General features: G+C 53.8%; 12 protein-coding genes and 1 tRNA gene. 8 read left to right on the top strand and 5 right to left on the bottom strand.

The window, feature by feature from the left end:
• Positions 1-116: 116 nt before the first annotated feature.
• Complete coding sequence (locus RUDLU_RS0102215) at positions 117-1,763, bottom strand: T9SS type A sorting domain-containing protein (protein ID WP_044129285.1); 1,647 nt, start codon at positions 1,761-1,763, stop codon at positions 117-119.
• A gap of 152 nt (positions 1,764-1,915) precedes the next feature.
• Between RUDLU_RS0102215 and RUDLU_RS0102210 the strand changes: the two genes are divergently transcribed.
• The 4 genes from RUDLU_RS0102210 (at position 1,916) to RUDLU_RS0102195 (ending at position 5,520) form a co-directional block, all read left to right on the top strand.
• On the top strand, positions 1,916-2,371 hold the full coding sequence (locus RUDLU_RS0102210; RefSeq protein ID WP_019986711.1) for a hypothetical protein: 456 nt from the start codon (positions 1,916-1,918) through the stop codon (positions 2,369-2,371).
• Positions 2,372-2,516: 145 nt separating this feature from the next.
• Positions 2,517-3,848 (top strand): MFS transporter, encoded by a 1,332-nt coding sequence (locus RUDLU_RS0102205; RefSeq protein WP_019986710.1) that lies wholly within the window; start codon positions 2,517-2,519, stop codon positions 3,846-3,848.
• Positions 3,849-3,931: 83 nt separating this feature from the next.
• Positions 3,932-4,006, top strand: a tRNA-Val gene (locus RUDLU_RS0102200).
• 347 nt (positions 4,007-4,353) lie between these two features.
• The gene (locus RUDLU_RS0102195) at positions 4,354-5,520 is read left to right on the top strand and encodes a Gfo/Idh/MocA family protein (RefSeq protein ID WP_019986709.1); all 1,167 of its coding nucleotides are present in this window, start codon (positions 4,354-4,356) and stop codon (positions 5,518-5,520) included.
• 206 nt (positions 5,521-5,726) lie between these two features.
• Here RUDLU_RS0102195 and RUDLU_RS0102190 read toward each other — a convergent pair whose 3' ends face one another.
• From RUDLU_RS0102190 to RUDLU_RS0102175, 4 genes are read right to left on the bottom strand one after another with little or no spacing between them, the layout of a single operon-like run.
• Positions 5,727-6,917, bottom strand: a complete 1,191-nt coding sequence (locus tag RUDLU_RS0102190; protein ID WP_019986708.1) for an ABC transporter permease — start codon at positions 6,915-6,917, stop codon at positions 5,727-5,729.
• A gap of 11 nt (positions 6,918-6,928) precedes the next feature.
• Positions 6,929-7,897, bottom strand: a complete 969-nt coding sequence (locus tag RUDLU_RS0102185) for an HlyD family secretion protein (protein ID WP_019986707.1) — start codon at positions 7,895-7,897, stop codon at positions 6,929-6,931.
• A gap of 54 nt (positions 7,898-7,951) precedes the next feature.
• The gene (locus RUDLU_RS0102180) at positions 7,952-9,283 is read right to left on the bottom strand and encodes a TolC family protein (RefSeq protein ID WP_019986706.1); all 1,332 of its coding nucleotides are present in this window, start codon (positions 9,281-9,283) and stop codon (positions 7,952-7,954) included.
• Positions 9,284-9,341: 58 nt separating this feature from the next.
• Positions 9,342-9,986, bottom strand: coding sequence for a TetR/AcrR family transcriptional regulator (locus RUDLU_RS0102175; RefSeq protein WP_044129762.1), 645 nt, complete (start codon positions 9,984-9,986; stop codon positions 9,342-9,344).
• A gap of 323 nt (positions 9,987-10,309) precedes the next feature.
• On the opposite strand from RUDLU_RS0102175, the gene RUDLU_RS0102170 reads away from it, so the two are divergent.
• The 4 genes from RUDLU_RS0102170 to RUDLU_RS0102155 all read left to right on the top strand — a co-directional run bounded on the left by RUDLU_RS0102170 (position 10,310) and on the right by RUDLU_RS0102155 (position 17,371).
• Positions 10,310-10,915, top strand: coding sequence for an RNA polymerase sigma factor (locus RUDLU_RS0102170; protein ID WP_019986704.1), 606 nt, complete (start codon positions 10,310-10,312; stop codon positions 10,913-10,915).
• 100 nt (positions 10,916-11,015) lie between these two features.
• Complete coding sequence (locus RUDLU_RS0102165) at positions 11,016-12,083, top strand: FecR family protein (RefSeq protein ID WP_044129283.1); 1,068 nt, start codon at positions 11,016-11,018, stop codon at positions 12,081-12,083.
• Between the two features lie 205 nt (positions 12,084-12,288).
• Positions 12,289-15,675: a SusC/RagA family TonB-linked outer membrane protein gene (locus tag RUDLU_RS0102160; protein ID WP_019986702.1), complete on the top strand. Its 3,387-nt coding sequence runs from the start codon at positions 12,289-12,291 to the stop codon at positions 15,673-15,675.
• 160 nt (positions 15,676-15,835) lie between these two features.
• The gene (locus RUDLU_RS0102155; protein WP_027302681.1) at positions 15,836-17,371 is read left to right on the top strand and encodes a SusD/RagB family nutrient-binding outer membrane lipoprotein; all 1,536 of its coding nucleotides are present in this window, start codon (positions 15,836-15,838) and stop codon (positions 17,369-17,371) included.
• The last annotated feature ends 135 nt before the right edge of the window (positions 17,372-17,506 follow it).

The raw sequence follows: 17,506 nt of genomic DNA, 5'->3' as shown, positions 1-17,506 counted from the left end.
GAGAAAGGAGGGGAATGTGTGCCAGAGATCGCCAATTTTTGTTATATTGCTTAAAACAAGGGTTATGCGTCAGCTATTAATTGAGATAGACGATTGAACGGTTATGCCGTTAGATTCTATTCGTCTGCTTTAATCAGCCGGGTTTCAGCTTTGCCTTGTTCGTTGCTAACCTGAATAATGTAGGTTCCTGTGGGAAGTCGATTGAGCTTAAGTGGGTGTTTGTTTACACCCATTGCGGCCCGTACAGCTTTCTCCAGCACCACCTGCCCGAGCAGATTAACCGCCTGAAGTCGAATCTCGCCCGCCTTTGCCGCCGAGAATGTAACAGTAGCCCAATCCGCAGTAGGGTTGGGCGATACGGTCAGCTCAGAAAACGCGGGTGCATCGGGCACAGCCGTTACGGCCGCCAGATTAAACTGGCAGAGATATACCTGCCGACCCGTCAGCACAATGTCGCGGCTAAAATTCCCATACCGAACCGGAATGGTGGTGGTTGCGCCATCGGCTGCGTAGGGGTTTTGGGCGGCAATAAGTAGGTTTTGCCCTTTCACTACGCCCCGCCAAACCGGCTCGCGGGCGTCCATCAGGTCGCGGGCGGGCTTGGGAATGACAAGCTGGTAATCACCCTCAAACATGTCGGAAAAGCGCGAAAGCCGATACAGTCCATGTACGAATGACTCGTAGGCTGTGTACACATCATTCGGCCGGTAGATGTTCGACTGAGGGTTGTCGAAACCGGGAACCTCCCAGAGCCATAGTCCCTTAGCGCCCGAGAAAAACGGAAAAATAGCCGTGGCTTCGGCCATTTCGGGCCGGATAAACCGGGGGTAGTTGCCACAGCAATCGTGAAAACGCATCCAGACAAACGGCATCACGGGCTTGTTTGTCCAGGCGCGGTTGGCCTCGACCTGAAACAAAAGGTACGCTAAGTAATCGGGTGCCAGTGCGCTGGGATAGTCATAATAGTAGTAACCCGATGGGCCCACGTAGTCGAGACGCTCGTAGAAGGGGCCACCCACCCGCGCAAACGAGGTGGTGTCTTTCAGGAGATAGTGTACGCGGTTGGGGTTGGTACTCCAGTCGGTCCAGGAGTTACCCACCACGTTGACAAAGGTGTTCAGAATGGGGGTGTCGCTGTAGGTGCTCATTCGAATCCGACTCAGGTCGGCGCGTTCGCGGATGAAACGCAGCCCCTCGGCGTAGAGGGCCGTTATGTCTTTTTTGTACCGCAGCAAAAACTGATCGTCGGGCAGCGACCGGTAAGCCGCTGGGGTGGTAGGGTCGGTTTTTAAGCGTAGAATCCGGGTGTCGGTTTCGTGAATCCGTTCGTAGTCGACCATCAGAATATCGGTCGGGAGCAGGTACTGACCGGCCGCGTTCCGAACCCCACCCGACGCATCGCGGAGCCAGCGGTCCCAGCGGGCACGGTAGGCATTCAAATCGTTGTTCCAGGGGCTTTCAGCGGTTTCCCAGGGCTGGTTGAGGCCAAAGGCAAACCCGCTCCACTCGATAGCCCGTTGCCGGGGTTGTACAAGCGTGCCAAATTCGGCTTCCTGCACGGTCGAAATATGGCTAAACCCATGCTGGAGGGGCTTGGCCTGTACGTCGCCCAGGCGGGGACCACCGTACACAATCGTAAACGGCAGGTTGAAGGCAGGGAACTTGTCCCACTCAATGCGGCCGGGTGCGCTTACGGGGGTGTAAGAGAGTGGGTCGGCGCAACGGTCTTGCCCCCAGGCCGCCATGCAAACGAGCCACATCATTATGCTGCTGAACAGGCACTTTCGGACGAACCCTGTCAGTGCGGATGCCCATCTGCTTCCGTTGTGCCTTATACTCATACTTTGGCTCTCCTTTCCGTAATCTATCAATTAACCGCTAATTTGGCATCTACAAATCAAAAACTGACTGTTTCATGCGTCTGTTCACCCGTTGTTTTCTTCTTTTTCTACTCATAGGCCTGTTTACCCAATGCAAACGGGAGACCGATCCGGCACCGGTCACGGAGACGGGTCAGACCGAGCTGCTCACCACCAACCCCTGGCGAGTCGACCGGGTGACGGATACGGGGGGCAAAGAAATCAATAAATCGGCGTTGGGGCTCGAAACCGCCGTTCTGTTTGAGTTACTGTTTCAGTTCAACACCAACAAAGTGGTACGGGCCATTAACCTGACAACCCGCCAGATTATCAATGCGGGCGATTGGTCGCTTGTGGACAACAACACGGCGCTCGATATTCAGGTGACTGGTTTCAAAGGTAAGTTCAAAATTATTCAGCTTACCCGCCAAACCCTCATCTTACAGCAGGACCAGGTACAGGTGAACGGCACCAAACAGGTTGCCAACCTTGTGTTTGTACCGAATATCTGAGGAGTTAAGTGAATGCAGAGTGGATAATGCATAATGGAAAATGAATAATGGTTTATTTTGCTGATTGTAAGCTTGTTCATTATTCATTATACACTGGCCATTATCCATTTGATTTTGATTCAGTACTTAACTGCCCTTTTCCTTCATGCAAAAGAATAATCCGCGCATTCTCAGGGCCTGGACACTGTACGATTGGGCCAATTCGGTACACTCGCTCGTAATTGTTTCCAGTATTTTTCCGGTGTACTTTTCCGCTACGGCCCTGAACGAATCGGGTGGACCGGTGATCAATTTCCTGGGTTTCCCGATCAAAAACTCGGTATTATTTTCGTACACCGTGTCGGCGGCCATGCTCTTGGCGGCTCTGCTAAGCCCGTTCTGTACAGCCCTGGCCGACTATAGCGGTCGCAAGAAGGCGTTCATGAAGTTCTTTTGCTACACGGGTTCGGCAGCCTGCGCCTTGTTGTACTTTTTTACGAAAGACACCACGACGTTTGCCGTTTTTTGCTTCGGCTGGAGCCTTGTTGGCTGGGCGGGTAGTATTGTTTTCTACAACTCGTACCTACCCGAAATTGCGACCGAAGATCAATTTGACCGGGTCAGTGCGCGGGGTTTTTCGATGGGGTACATCGGGAGTGTGCTGCTGATGATCCTGAACCTGCTGATGATTCTGAAAGGCGACTGGTTCGGTGGTATTTCGGAGGGGATGGCCTCGCGCGTGGCGTTTCTGACGGTGGGCTTGTGGTGGTTTGGGTTTGCCCAGATTCCCTTTACGGTCCTGCCCGACGGGATTCGCAAATCCCCCGAAAGTGCGACCGAATCGTGGCGATCCTGGTTTTTCAACGGCTTCCGGGAGCTGCAAAAAACCCTCGGTCAGGTGCGGCAACAGCTATTGCTCCGGCGGTTTCTGGTGTCGTTTGCGGTGTATAACATGGGGGTACAGACGGTGATGTACGTGGCCACCATCTTTGCCAGCGACGAGCTGAAAATGGAGTCGAGCGCTTTAATTACTACTATTTTGCTGATTCAGCTGGTGGCTATTCCGGGGGCTTATGCGTTTGCCCGACTGTCGGAGCGATGGGGAAATATTTACGCCCTGATGGTGGCCGTTGGGATCTGGATTGGGATCTGCTGGGCGGCTTATCTGGTACAGACCCAAACTCAGTTTTTCATCCTGGCGGGCATTGTAGGCCTGGTGATGGGCGGGGTACAATCGCTCTCCCGCTCGACCTATTCGAAGCTGATTCCGGCCGATACCGCCGACACGGCCTCATTCTTCAGTTTTTACGATGTTACCGAAAAGTTGTCTATCGTATTGGGTACACTGGTGTACGGTTTGGTGGAGCAACTCACAGGCAGTATGCGCAACAGTGTGCTGGCGCTACTGGTTCTGTTTGTGGTTGGATTGCTTTTGTTGTGGCGTATTCCGTCGCAAAAAATCTACCACCTGCGCTTGAAAACAGAGGAAGTTTTGTAGTTTTGCCCCCGAGCAACCAACAGTGATCAACGAACAACGATCAATTCACTGTTCACTGGTAGTTGTTCGTTGATCACTGTTGAAGGAGGTTAGCTCAGTTGGTTCAGAGCGCTGCTTTGACAGAGCAGAGGTCAGCGGTTCGAGCCCGCTACTTCCTACAAAAAGCCCTAAATCAGCCAGATTTGGGGCTTTTTCATGTCAAAGTGTAGTTGAAAGTGTAGATACAAGCCATTATAGGTGTAGTTGATTTAGTTCCACAGTTTTAAGTCTGCTACTTCCTACCGCGACGCGCAGTCCGCGACGCGTAGTCTAAAAGCCCCAAATCAGCGAAATTTGGGGCTTTTTCATGTCAAAGTGTAGTTAGAGGGCGTGTTTTTGGGTTCTCCCTTCTCAAACACATGCTTCATCCTTACTCAAATGGGTAAATTTTGGCCGTTAGCCGGTTATAGCGTGGGAGTACGCCCAATGAATCGCTACACGTAACCTGCATTCGTTTACCCACAATATGACCGAAATTCACGCGAACCGTCGTCGGTTTCTGAAAGAATCGATTAGCACAGCTGCCGGGCTGGTTTTGGCGCCGGCTGTGCCGAGCCTATCGGCCGGAACACCCATAAGCACCCCATCGTTCTACATTCACGATACCACCAAACGGGCCAACCGGATTCGGTTTTCGGTGATTGGGCTCAATCACGGGCATATCTACGGGCAGGTAGAGGCCGTGGTGCGCGGTGGGGGTGAGTTGGTGGCATTTTATGCCAAAGAACCAGCATTAGCGGCCGAGTTTGCCAAACGTCATCCAAACGCCAAACAGGCCCGCACGGAAGACGAAATTCTTCAGGACTCCACCATTCAGCTTATTTTGAGCGCGGCCATCCCCGACGAACGGGCTCCGCTCGGCATTCGGGTGATGAAAGCCGGTAAGGATTACATGGTCGACAAGCCCGGTATCACATCGCTGAGTCAATTGGCCGAGGTTCGGCGGGTGCAGAAGGAAACCAAGCGGATTTACTCCATCATGTACAGCGAGCGGCTCGAAAACCGGGCTACGGTGAAGGCTGCTCAGATGGTGAAAGATGGGGCCATTGGGCAGGTGATTCAGACCATCGGGCTGGGGCCGCACCGGCTAAACCTGAAGTCGCGGCCCGAGTGGTTTTTCGATAAAAAGCGCTTCGGGGGTATCATTTGCGACATTGGCTCGCACCAGTTCGATCAGTTTCTGTATTTCACGGGCTCCACACAGGCTGATGTGGTGACCTCGCAGGTGGGCAACGTGCATTTTCCACAGTACCCCGGTTTTGAAGATTTTGGCGATGCCATGTTGCGGGGCAACGGGGGTATGGGTTACATTCGGGTCGATTGGTTTACGCCCGACGGCCTGAAAACCTGGGGCGACGGCCGTCTGACCGTATTGGGTACGGATGGCTACATTGAAATTCGGAAGAATATCGACATCGGTGGCCGGTCGGGTGGCAATCACCTGTTTCTGACCGACCATAAGGAAACCCGCTACATCGACTGCACCAACGAGCCTTTGCCATACGGCACCCAATTGGTCGACGATGTGCTGAACCGAACCGAAACGGCTATGTCGCAGACGCATTGTTTCCTGGCAACCGAACTGGCCCTGAAAGCCCAGAAACAGGCGCAGCTGGTATCATATAAGAAATAATAGAGGGTAGGTGGTTAGATACTGGATGGGAGACTATTTTCCGTACGAAGTCTGGTGTCCAGTATCTAACGTCAATAAAAAAGTTGCTGACCGGTGCGCCGGTGCGACCTGGGCCTTCGACAGGCTCAGGCTGACTGGAGACCCTCTACTTTTGTAGCCAGGCTGAGCCTGTCGAATTGGTCCTGTGCGTCAGCTATTTTCATAGCTTACATTAGTTGATAATCGTCCACCGTTTCCACCACAACCGGCTCTTGTTTCCGCATTTTCCACCACAGAGCCGCCCAGGCGAGCAATAGGGTTCCGATACCGTACAGGGTTAAGATAAGTACCTGCGGGTGGATACTCGATAGGGGCGCTCCCAGAAAATAGACACTACGGAGTGCGCTCAGGTAGTGCGTCAGCGGAATCGCCTGAGCTACCTGTTGCAGAAAAACCGGCATCTGACTTGCAGGCCACGAGTAACCGCTGATAATGAAGGCCGGGGTGGCCAGAATCATCAGGATTTCGGTGGCACGCAACTGGTTCGGAATCAAAATGCTAACCAGGATACCCAGCCCCGTTAAGGCGAGCGTAAAAGCCGCAACGAGCACAAGCAGGGCCGAGGTCGACCCGAAGCCGGGTAGTCGAAACAGTGGGAACAGAATTCCCAGCACAAACGCCCACACGCCCGCTCCCATGAGCCAGTACGGCAGTGTTTTGGCCAGCAGCACCACCCCCGACCAACGGGTTTGCTCAGTCACCTCCTCAAAGGTGTTTTCTTCAAATTCTTTGCTAAATGCGAGCGCCAGTACCAGTAAAAAAACCTGCTGGACAATTGCCCCCGTAACGCCCGGCAGCATGTAGTAGCCGTAGTTGCCCGACGGGTTGAAGTAGCGGGTGTTGTTGATGCTAAATGCCTGAAACAGATTGCGGGCTTCCAGAGCGGGTACCCCCCGTTTCATCAGGCCTTCGATTTCGATGCCGGCGTTGAGTGTCGACAGGGTAGTTTGCACAGCCCGGGATACAAAGTTGGCCGTCAGGATGTTGGCCATATTGAGGTCGACCTGGATTTCGGGTGTCCGGCGCTGTTGTACGTCGCCTTCAAAGCCGGCCGGAATCGTGACCACTGCTTCGTAAGTGCCTGTAGCAAACGCCTTGCGGGCGGCCACCTCGTCCCGAAAAACGGTTTTGATCTGGAGAGTAGGGGTGTCACCGAGGGCATCGACTACTTTATCGCTCAGTGCCGAGCCGTTCAGATCGACAATCGCAACCGGCAGATTGCGCACAGTCGCGTTGGTGTACGTGTATCCCACCAGCAACCCGAATACCACCGGGCCGCCCAGAAACACTGCCATCGCGACCCCGTTGCGCGAGAACTGACGAAACTCGCGGAGAAAAAGATTAAAAAAGGCTTTCATGTGGGTGTCGATTAACGACGGGGCAACAGCACCGTCTGATTGGATAAGAGCTTGTCCTGTTGGTTAGGATCGGTCGGGATGAGTTTGAGTTCGTAGGTAGCCTCGCCCAGCTCATACGCTGGATAGCTGGTGGTGCGGGCTGCATAAGCGCTCAATTCCTTGACCGTCACCAGTCGGGCCGTTACCGATTGGTCAGGCGCGTAGGGCAGTTTAACGGTGTAAACCTGACCTTTTTGGAAGGGGCCAACCTCTTTCTCGCTCACTGTGAACCGCAAATAGGTGCGGCTATTATCGTAGCCGGTCATCACCGTATAACCCGCCGGAGCCAATTCGCCTTCGTGCAGGCTGATACTCTCGATGGTCATTGCCTGCGGAGCCACAATGACTTTTTCCCGAATGGCCGCCTGTACCTCTTTCAGGGCTCCTTCGGCCCGGAGCATATCCCCGTATGCCATCCGAATCCGCTCGGCCCGAATCCGCCCATCCACTTCGTCACGCTTGGCCTGTGTACCGTTCAGCTGCGCCCGTGCCGACCCATATTTGGCCAGCATTTCGTCGTACTGCTGAGCCGAAATAAGCGAGTCCTGGTACATGTGTTGCACTCGTTTAAAGCTTTTTTCGGCTAAGTCGGCCTGTTCGCGGGCGGCTGTGAGAGCGGCATCGGCCTGCCGACGCTCGTTGGGGGTAGCCCCACGCAACGCCATTTCGTATTGCGCCTTTGCCGAGGTGAAAGCCCCCTGTGCCTGCAGCAGTTTGGCCTCGGCTTCGGGAATGTCGATCCGGGCTACAACTTGCCCTTTCGTAACCACATCCCCTTCTTTTACTAAGAGTTGGGTGATGCGGCCGGGGACTTTGGCCGTTACGCCAACGGTCTCTTTTTTCACTTTTCCCTCCAGCTCGTCGGTGCGGGGTTGCTCGGGTTGGCAACTCGTGAGCGAAAGGGTGAAGAGGCTCAGAATAGGCAAAAAATACGGTTTCATGGTATTTGATTGGTTGTACTGGCTCTGGGCCAGATGTAAAAACGGAATGTGTGATTAGCGTATGTCGGCGATGGTTAACGTACCAGTTGCTTCGAGCTGCCCGACCTGAGCCGCCCGCTGATTGGCTACTGCCTGTGCGTAGTCGAGTTCGGCTTTCTGGTAGTCGGTTTCGGCTTCGAGCCGTTCCGTAATGCGGATCAGGCCCTGCTCGTACTGTTTGGTCGCAATGTCGAGCGCCTTGCGGGCCAGCGTCACTTTTTGGGTTGCCACATCGGCCAACTGATTGGCTGTGAGCAGCTCCGTTTGCGTTTTTTGAAGGTTGAGCGTCAATAAGTCGCGGGTTTGATCGAGGTTATTCTGGGCAATGAGCAGGTCCTGTTCGGCGGTTCGGCGCTCGGTGCGGGCCGTAAACCGGTCGAACAACGTCCAGCGAACGCCTACGCCCACATACCAGTACGGTTCAATGGCCGAGAGGTCTTTTCGATACAGTTCGTTTTTGCCGAATGCGTAAACCTGCGGCAGGTAGGCTGCCAGAGTTGCTTTTTGGCGGTACCGGGTAGCTTCGCTTGCCAGGGCCAGTGATTTTAGTTCGGGCCGGTTCTCGACTGAGCTGGATACGGTGTCGGCTACGAGACGCGTCAGTTCGGGGCGGATACCCGCCAGCTGATCCGCGGGCGTGCCAGTCAGTTGGGTAAGTCGGGCCAACGCTAACTGACGTTTGCCGTTCAGATCGACGCGTTTGGCGGCCAAATCCTGCACGGCCAGTTCGACTTTGCTGCGGTCATACGGCGTCGCCAGACCTTCTTTAACGGCTTTATTGATAAACCGGACTCCTTCGGCCAGGCGCTTGTCGGCTTCGTCGAGTACCCGTTCCGACTGCGCAATGAGAGCCAGTTGATCGTAGGCTAAAGCCACATCGCGAATCACGGCCATGCGGTCTTTATCGGCTATGGCCTGCACGGCCTGTTGCTTGAACGACAGGGCTTTGTATAGTGTCGGAATTTTGGTGCCTGAGAACAGGAGCATATTGGCTTGCGCGGTGGCCTTCAGAATGTTACGCGGCTGCAATTGCTGACTAAACTCGTACGGGCCACTGTACACCTCTTTGGGCAGGGGCTGGTACGGCAGGCGAGGTACCGTAATTGAAATATCGCGGTCGAGGTGCGTGTAGGTCGGGTTGAGGGTAAGCTCGGGCAGATACGCATTTTTGAGCGCCTGTTTCTCCAACTGCACTTTACGTTGCTCAGCGGTATTGTTGGCCAGGGCGTAGCTCTTGTTCAGAGCCTGCTCCATAAGCATTTGCCGGGTTGGGGGCGTCGGTTGCGCCATACTCCCGTTTGACAGGCTCAACCCCAGCAGAAAAGCGAATATTGGTTTCGGTTTCATTTGTATTAATTACACTTTTTATGTTTTTTAGGTTTCCATCGGGCTAAAAAAATAGAGGCTATTCCTGATAGAATTTATCAGTCAGGATACCCCGTAACAAAATGCTCAGCACCTGATCAATGCGTTCGGTGGTGGTAGCCGGAATGGAGCGGGTAATATCGTCGGGGAATTGCCCCAGAAAATCGGCATCCGTCAATTGGCCAACTGTGCTGATAAACATAATAATGGCCAAATTGCGCGACTCATCATTCCGGATATACCCAACCCGAACTCCCTCTTCAACCAGTTGGGTCAAATACCGAAGCTGCATGTCACGCCGGAAGTCAACGGTTCGTCGGTATGCGGTTGGCTCAGAGCGTTTTAGATCTTCCCAGAAATCTTTTGAAACGCGTGAAAAACTTTCGCCAATATGCTGTAAATAAGCATTTAACTTTTGCCGGAGCGACAGGTCAACGTTGTCGACAATCTCGTCGGCGCGTTGCTGAAACCGCCGGGCAAATCGGTCGATGCCAGCGTTGAGAATCTCGGATTTTCCCCCGAAATGATTATACACCGTTTTTTTACTGATTGCCAGTTCCCGCACAATATCATCGACTACAACCCGGCTATAGCCATACCGGAAAAACAAGGCCATAGCAGCCTCGATAATCCGGTCTGCTGTGCTAAGCTCGGGGGAAGGAATGGATGAATCGTTTACTTTCATGGAAACTGAAATTATATAAAAGGTGTAAAATTTGTCGGTATGTGTCAAGTGAACCCCGTTCCGCTGGCCAAAGTTCATCCTTAGGTCGATGTTTTACTACTTTTTTACGTAATACCGTCTAAAAAGGATAAACTAGCAGCTATAGAGTCACTTTGAAACAAGGAAAACTTTTGAAAAAAATTTAGTAAGTCGGCTGGAAACTGCCCGTAAAAAAACTATTATTGCTCAGTCAAAAGCATTGTCTGTTTTGGTGTAACGCCTAAAATAAAAAATATTATTTTACTTATAGTGCTTTTGGCCTTATAAAATTAGCCTATTGTTCCATGCTGGATCAGAATCTTTCAGCCGAGTCGGACGCACAGTTGTGGCAGCATTTGCGGGCTCATTCGCATGCAGCCCTGGCGACTATGTACGGGCGTTACGGGGAGGCACTGATTCAATATGGTTATCGACTAACCGACGACGAGCACCTGGTGAAAGACTGCGTGCAGGACCTGTTTATAGAGCTCTGGAACCGACGTCTGTTCATCGCACCTGAGGTGCAAAACCTTCGGCTGTATTTGCTGGGGGCTCTGCGGCATAAACTGACCAAAGCAATTCGGGGGCAACAACGCCATGTGGGCTGGACGGATGCTTCTGAGGGGGCCTTTCCCCATTTCTCACCCGAACAGGCCTTGATCCAAACCCAGCACGAAGAAGGGCAGCGCGAACGCCTGCAACAGGCAATTGCCCGGCTGGCTCCACGTCAGCAAGAGGTCATTCATCTGCGTTTTTTTCATAATCTCAGCCATGCCGAAATGGCCGCCGTCATGAACATGCAGTCACAGTCGGTACGAAACCTGCTGCACGGAGCCCTCAATCGCCTGCGCGAGTTGGTCTTGCCGTATGTGCATCTGGCCCTGTTGCTGGTAGCTGAGTGGATAGGCTAAAATTTTTTTCTATTTCGTACAGTACAAAACCCGTAGGCCGTGCACATACAGGTAAAACTACGATTGGGGAGCGATTTTGCCCCGTCGCTGTTGGTGCCTGATGAACGAGCAATCCTATACCGTCGACGATTTTTTGCAGGACGATTACTTTGTGCGCTGGGTGCTGCAGCCCGATGCACAGAGTGATCAATACTGGTTGGCAGTGGCAGATCGTTCGCCCGAAGTAGCCGATACGCTTGCGCAGGCCGCCGAACGGGTACGTCAACTGGCCGAAGCCGAGCGCCGGCCGATTGATCCCCAAACCCTGGCTGAGGTCTGGAGCCGGATAGAGGCCCAAACAGCTCCCCGGCCACGCGTGTACGCTATTGGCCGACGCCAATGGGTGGCTGCTGCGGCCTGTATCGCATTGGTTGGGTTTGGCGTTGGCGTCTACGGGTGGTTCACCCGGCAGGCTCAGGCACCCTTGCAAGCCATACACCAACAGTACCAAAACAAGACCGATAAGCCCGTATGGCACCAACTGCCCGATAGCTCGTGGGTGTCGCTGGCACCGGCTAGCACGCTCACCTATACCGAGAATCCGGGGAAAAGCCGCCGGGATGTCCGGCTCAGGGGCGAAGCGTATTTCGATGTTCGGCGTGATACGACGCGTCCGTTTCGGGTAACCGCCGGGCCAACGTTCACGCAGGTGTTGGGTACGAGTTTCTGGGTTAAAATGAAGCCTGAAGCCCGGGCTGTGGAGGTCGACGTGTTATCGGGAAAAGTATCGGTAGGGGAGGCCGGGCGTGCGCCGGCGGGAGCCGAAAAGCCTGCTCCGGTAACCCTGCTGCCTAATCAGCGAGCCGTGTACACGGCCCAAAATCGTACCCTGACAACGGGCCTTGTCAACAATCCGGTAACATTGGCTGAGGTTCAAAGTAACCAACTGTTTGCCGATGTTCCTATTCCAGACATCATGGCTCGATTGAGCCAACTTTACGGAATACCCATTCAGATTCAGGGCAATGGATTGCGTACATGCACCTTTACTGGCGATCTGAACCAGATTCCATTTTTTCAAAAGCTTCAGTTGGTATGCCGTTCGGTGGGGGCCCGGTACCGGGTTGAGCAGACGGTTGTCCGGATTGAAGGCGGAAGATGTAACAAAAACGTAATGCCCGGCCAATAGCCCGTTCGATACCCGTTCGCGTATTTTGTGCAGTCCCTGTTCACTTAACCTTCTCGTTGCGTATGGTCTAAACCGTGTACATCCCCTTTTTCGCACTATGGCTGCCGTTGGCTTGCCAATGGTACCGGGGTAATCGTTTCGTCCGAGACAACGAAACGTACTTCCCTAAACTGTCCTACCTATTTCACCTAAACAAGTACCGCTTATGAAGTCATTTTTAAACGAGTGGGTGCCCCGACGGGCTTCGCTACGAGTTCTTATCCCGCATTTACTTTTTCTGACCTTGTTGTGTCAGATCGCCCTCGCTGCCGACGGGCAGTCGCAGCAGATTTTTGGGCGTCGAATCACCCTGAAAGTCGACGGTAAAGAACTGAAAACGGTGTTGACCCAGATCGAGAGTCAGGCCGATGTCAAGTTTGCCTACAGTCGGCAGGTGGTTAACCCCAACCGGCTGGTATCGCTCAACGTGAATCAGGCCACTCTCGCCGAAACCCTCGACCGGTTGCTCAAGCCCCTGTCGGTTTCGTACGATTACGTATCAGGCCGGATTCTGCTCACGGCCGGTGCTAACCCCGCCAAAACCACAGGCTCTGTGGAGACTGCCCCCTCGGCCGATGTGGTGGTGACGGGTCAGGTAAAAGATGCACAAACCAATGCCCCTCTGCCGGGCGTGAACGTTGCGGTGAAAGGAACCATGCGCGGGACCACGACCGATGCGAGCGGTAACTACCGGTTGTCGGTAGCAGGTAGCAACGAGATACTTATTTTTTCGTTCATCGGGTACGTAACCAAAGAGGAATTAGTGGGGTCGCGGACTGAAATCAACGTGACGCTTGCCGACGATCAGAAGCAACTCGACGAGGTGGTGGTAACGGCCCTCGGTGTAAAACGCGAAGAGCGTTCGCTGGGCTACGCCGTGCAAAAAGTAAGCGGGGCCACGTTGCAGACGGTAAAAGGCCTGAACGTAGCTACGTCGCTGACAGGCCGTGTGTCGGGCTTGTGGGTGCGCAACAGCACCGAGTTCAACGAAGCGCCCACGCTCTCGCTCCGGGGCGAAACTCCACTGCTCGTGATTGATGGTGTGCCGTACGGCAACATGAACCTGAGCAACATTCCGCAGGATGATATCGAAAGTATCGACGTGCTGAAAGGCCCTACGGCTGCGGCCCTCTACGGCTCGCGTGGGGGCAGTGGGGCCGTTATCGTGACCACCAAGCGGGGCGCGGGCTCCAAAGGGCTCACCGTGACGGTGAACTCCAACAACATGGTGAATGCAGGCTTTCTGATGCTGCCCGAAGTGCAGACGGGCTACAGCGCCGGCCTGGGTGGTAACTACGATCCTACCGACTACGTATGGGGTGCCAAGCTCGACATCGGCCTCAAAGCCATGCAGTTGAACCCCGAAACGAAGCAGATGGAACTCATGGAGCTGCAATCGCGGGGTAAAAATAACTTCCGGGACTTTCTGGTGCCGGGCATGGTGACCAACAACAACATCAGCATCAGTCAAACGGGTGAAAACGGCAGTTTCCGGGCGTCGCTGACTCACATTTATAACAAAGGGCAATACCCGAACCTGAAATCGAACGCGTTCAATTTTGCCCTCAGTGGCGACATGAAAGTGGGCAATGCCTTCACCCTGTCGAGTCAGGTGGGCTATAACCGCAAAACGGCCCCCCAGATTTTCGGGTCGGGTTACAGCGCACAGGGCTACATCTACAACATTCTGATGTGGATGGGCCCCGAATATGATCTGAGCAAGTACCAGGACTACTGGCTCATCCCGAACGAGCGGCAAAACTGGCACTACAAAGCCTGGTACGACAACCCGTACATGATGGCTTACGAAAAACTCAACGGAATTGAGCAGAACAAGATGAACGCCAACCTGACGGCTACGCTTGCCTTGTTTCCGGGGGCTAAGCTGATTGTGCGGCCTGGTTTTGATTGGTATCAGAACGACGAAACGAAGCGTAACCCGCCCAATATTCTCTCGACACGGGGCTGGGATGCCGCCGGTCTGTACTCGCTCGACAAGCGGTCGGGCTACAGCTTCAACGGCGACGCTATCCTGACGTATAACAAAACGGTCGGTGCGTTTGCCGTCGACGCCCTCGCGGGGGGAACCATGTACCGCTGGACCGATCAGGGTCTGTACAGTGCTACCCGGGGTGGTATCGTGATTCCGGGCTTCTACTCGCTGAACAACTCGGTAGAGCGCCCCAACGTGAGTACGTTTACCAACCGCAAGCAGGTGAACAGCTTGTTTGCCAAGGCGACTCTGTCGTACCAAAACCGGCTCTTCCTCGACGTAACGGGCCGCAATGACTGGAGCTCGACCATGCCCCGCATTTCGCGTTCGTACTTCTACCCCTCGGTGGGTGGTAGTGTGGTCATTAGCGAATTTACCGACGCTCTGCCTACCTGGCTCGATTTCTGGAAAGTGCGCGGCTCGTGGACCATGTCGAAAAGCGACCTTGGTGTGTATGCCACCAACCAAACCTACGGCACCGTTACGGCCGACTGGGATAACTTCAACTCAGCCGTGTACCCAACCACCATCCGGGGTGGGGCCGTAAACCCCGAAACCAACCGGACGTGGGAAATCGGTACATCGGCCTACTTCCTGGGCAAGCGTTTCAAGTTCGATGCGGCATACTTCGACAAGTATAACTACAACATTCAGCGGAGTGCCAACATCTCGTCGGCTTCGGGTTTTACCACCACGCTCATCAACATCGACGAGACCTACGTGCGCCGGGGGGTAGAGCTGAGCCTCGACGCGGCTGTGATGAAGCGGGCCAACTTTGGCTGGGATGCCGTGGCTAACTATTCGTACAACCACCGCTATTTTAAAACTCTCGACCCAACCTATTCGGCTAAAAACAGCTGGACAACCGCTGGCGGCCGTACCGATACGTACACGGGCCGTGTGTGGGTGACCGACCCGACGGGCAATGTGGTACACCGGACCAATGGCCTGCCGTTGCAGAGCGACTATAGCTACCTCTACGGCTACACCGATCCCAAGTTTGTGTGGGGTTTGTCGAACAACATCCGCTGGAACAACTTCCGGTTTGGCGTTAGCTTCGATGGTCGCGTGGGCGGGGTGCTCAACAATTACTCGGCGTTTAAAATGTGGGATACCGGCTCGCACCCTGATTCAGACAATTTCTGGCGGTACGATGAGGTCGTGAACAAGAACAAGTCGTATGTGGGTACGGGCGTAGTGGTTACCTCAGGTGAAGTGAAGTACGACAACTTCGGTAACATCACGAGCGATACCCGGCAGTTTGCCAAAAACGAAACCAAAGTGTCGTATCAGGACTACGCCCGCGCCTACGGCGATGGTACCCGTGGGGTGACGAATGCTACATTCCTGAAACTGCGCGAATTGTCAATTGGCTACAACGTGCCAGCGGCCGTGGCCCGGCGTTTCGGAGCCCGCTCGGCAACCATCTCGTTTACCGGACAGAATGTCTGGATGTGGGCGAAAGCATTCCGGTTTGCCGACCCCGACAAGGCTGACGATACCCAGCTGACATCGCCCTCGGTCCGGTACGTAGGGGGTAACCTCCAGCTGACGTTCTAAGCAACCTGTAGTTTATCGTTTTTGGTTTTTAGTTTATGGGGTGGGTAGCGAGTAAGCGACTAACAGATAGCGGGTTATCGGTTGATGTGCCGGTTCGGTCATCAGAAGCCCGGTTGCCATAAACCAGGAACCAAAACCCATTTGTTTAACCGAATTTCCGATGAAACCAGTTATAAAACGATTGACGCTCTTTGGCCTGACTGCCCTGATGCTGAGCAGCTGCGGAGAGTTTGAAGAACTTAACTCAAACCCCGATGCGGCCGTGCGGGCTACCGCGCCTATGCTGGCCACGGGGCTGATTCTGAATATCACCGAGGGGACTGTGAGCGGGCAGAAAGGGTTTCTGTCTCCGCATTTCCTGAGTAAGTCGGTGATATACACCGAATTTGCCGAGGATTTGCAGTATAATTATCTCGGCCGGGCGAGCTTCGACGGATTGCCGACGCTCACTAACGTCGAGAAAATGATCTCGTTTTCGCCCCCTGATGCCTATAAAAATTCGTACACGGCACTGGGTAAGTTTGTACGGGCCTGGAAGTTTTTTGAGCTGACCATGCGTGTGGGCGACATTCCGTACTCGGATGCCCTCAAAGGCGAGTCGAACGTAATTGCGCCGAAGTACGACACCCAGAAACAGGTGTTTGTGGGGATTCTGAATGAGCTCGACGAAGCTGACAAACTATTTGCGCAGGGCGTAAAATTTGACGGTGACCCGGTGTACGGGGGCGACGTAACGAAGTGGCGCAAGCTGGTCAATACCTTTGAATTGTACGTACTGACCAACCTGTACAAGAAAACAGGCGAAGCTGACCTGCGGGTAGTCGACCGGTTTAAGGAGATTGTCAACACGCGGCCCATCTTCCAGAGCAATGCCGATAATTTCCAGCTGGTTTACTCCGATAAGGCTGGTCAGCGGTACCCGTTCTTCAAGCTGGGCAATCCCTCGGTCATTTACCCGATGGTGTCCGAAGTACTGATCGGGAAGCTTAAAGACCTGGACGACCGGCGGTTGTTTTACTACGCCAACCCCTCACCCGTGCAGATTGCGGCCGGTAAGTCGATGAGCGACTATGCCGCGTACAAAGGCACCGATCCGTCGATGATTTATTCGGACATCACGAAAATCTTCTCGACTAAAGATTATTCGCCCCTCAACAGCCGCTATACTGAGTTAGCCAACGCCGAGCCGGTTGCACTGGTGAGTTTTGCGCAGCTAAAGTTCATGCTTGCTGAGGCAACTGTGCGGGGCTGGATTTCGGGAACGCCCGCGGCTACCTATTACAACGACGGAATTCGGGCGGCCATGCAGTTTACAGCGAATTACACCCCCGACAACGCACTCTATCACCACAACATGAAGATTACCGATGCGTACATCACGACGTATCTGGCTTCGGATAAGGTGAAACTGGCGGGTACAAACGAGAAGCAGATCGAGCAGATTGTGACGCAGAGCTACCTCAGTACCTACCTGCAGGCACCGTTCCACGCGTTTTTCGAAAACCGGCGGACCGGCTACCCGGCGTTCCCGATCAACCCGGCTTCGAACAGCAACACGCCTTCGAACAAGATGCCGGTGCGGTGGCTGTACCCACAGAAAGAGCTGGATTACAACACCGAGAATGTAAAACAGGCGATCGCCAGTCAGTACGGCGGCAGCGACGATTTCAATCAGGCTATGTGGATTTTAAAATAGATTGGGCTATAGTTTGCTAACTTGGGGAGGCTGGATCCTCCCTAAGTTAGTGTTTATAATTTACGGTTTACAGTTTATAGTTTACGGTTTACAGTTTGCAGTTTTTGGTTTAGGGTTTACAGTTTTTGGTTGGGA

This window comes from Rudanella lutea DSM 19387 (genome assembly GCF_000383955.1).
Classification (GTDB): domain Bacteria; phylum Bacteroidota; class Bacteroidia; order Cytophagales; family Spirosomataceae; genus Rudanella; species Rudanella lutea.
The sequence above is the reverse complement of the archived record's forward strand: the minus strand, read 5'-3'. Positions and strand labels throughout refer to the sequence as shown.

Excerpts from the sequence above, each read along its gene's own strand:
- RUDLU_RS0102215 (WP_044129285.1), bottom strand. The coding sequence starts at position 1,763 with ATGATGTGGCTCGTTTGCATGGCGGCCTGGGGGCAAGACCGTTGCGCC.
- RUDLU_RS0102210 (WP_019986711.1), top strand. The coding sequence starts at position 1,916 with ATGCGTCTGTTCACCCGTTGTTTTCTTCTTTTTCTACTCATAGGCCTG.
- RUDLU_RS0102205 (WP_019986710.1), top strand. The coding sequence starts at position 2,517 with ATGCAAAAGAATAATCCGCGCATTCTCAGGGCCTGGACACTGTACGAT.
- RUDLU_RS0102195 (WP_019986709.1), top strand. The coding sequence starts at position 4,354 with ATGACCGAAATTCACGCGAACCGTCGTCGGTTTCTGAAAGAATCGATT.
- RUDLU_RS0102190 (WP_019986708.1), bottom strand. The coding sequence starts at position 6,917 with ATGAAAGCCTTTTTTAATCTTTTTCTCCGCGAGTTTCGTCAGTTCTCG.
- RUDLU_RS0102185 (WP_019986707.1), bottom strand. The coding sequence starts at position 7,897 with ATGAAACCGTATTTTTTGCCTATTCTGAGCCTCTTCACCCTTTCGCTC.
- RUDLU_RS0102180 (WP_019986706.1), bottom strand. The coding sequence starts at position 9,283 with ATGAAACCGAAACCAATATTCGCTTTTCTGCTGGGGTTGAGCCTGTCA.
- RUDLU_RS0102175 (WP_044129762.1), bottom strand. The coding sequence starts at position 9,986 with ATGAAAGTAAACGATTCATCCATTCCTTCCCCCGAGCTTAGCACAGCA.
- RUDLU_RS0102170 (WP_019986704.1), top strand. The coding sequence starts at position 10,310 with ATGCTGGATCAGAATCTTTCAGCCGAGTCGGACGCACAGTTGTGGCAG.
- RUDLU_RS0102165 (WP_044129283.1), top strand. The coding sequence starts at position 11,016 with ATGAACGAGCAATCCTATACCGTCGACGATTTTTTGCAGGACGATTAC.
- RUDLU_RS0102160 (WP_019986702.1), top strand. The coding sequence starts at position 12,289 with ATGAAGTCATTTTTAAACGAGTGGGTGCCCCGACGGGCTTCGCTACGA.
- RUDLU_RS0102155 (WP_027302681.1), top strand. The coding sequence starts at position 15,836 with ATGAAACCAGTTATAAAACGATTGACGCTCTTTGGCCTGACTGCCCTG.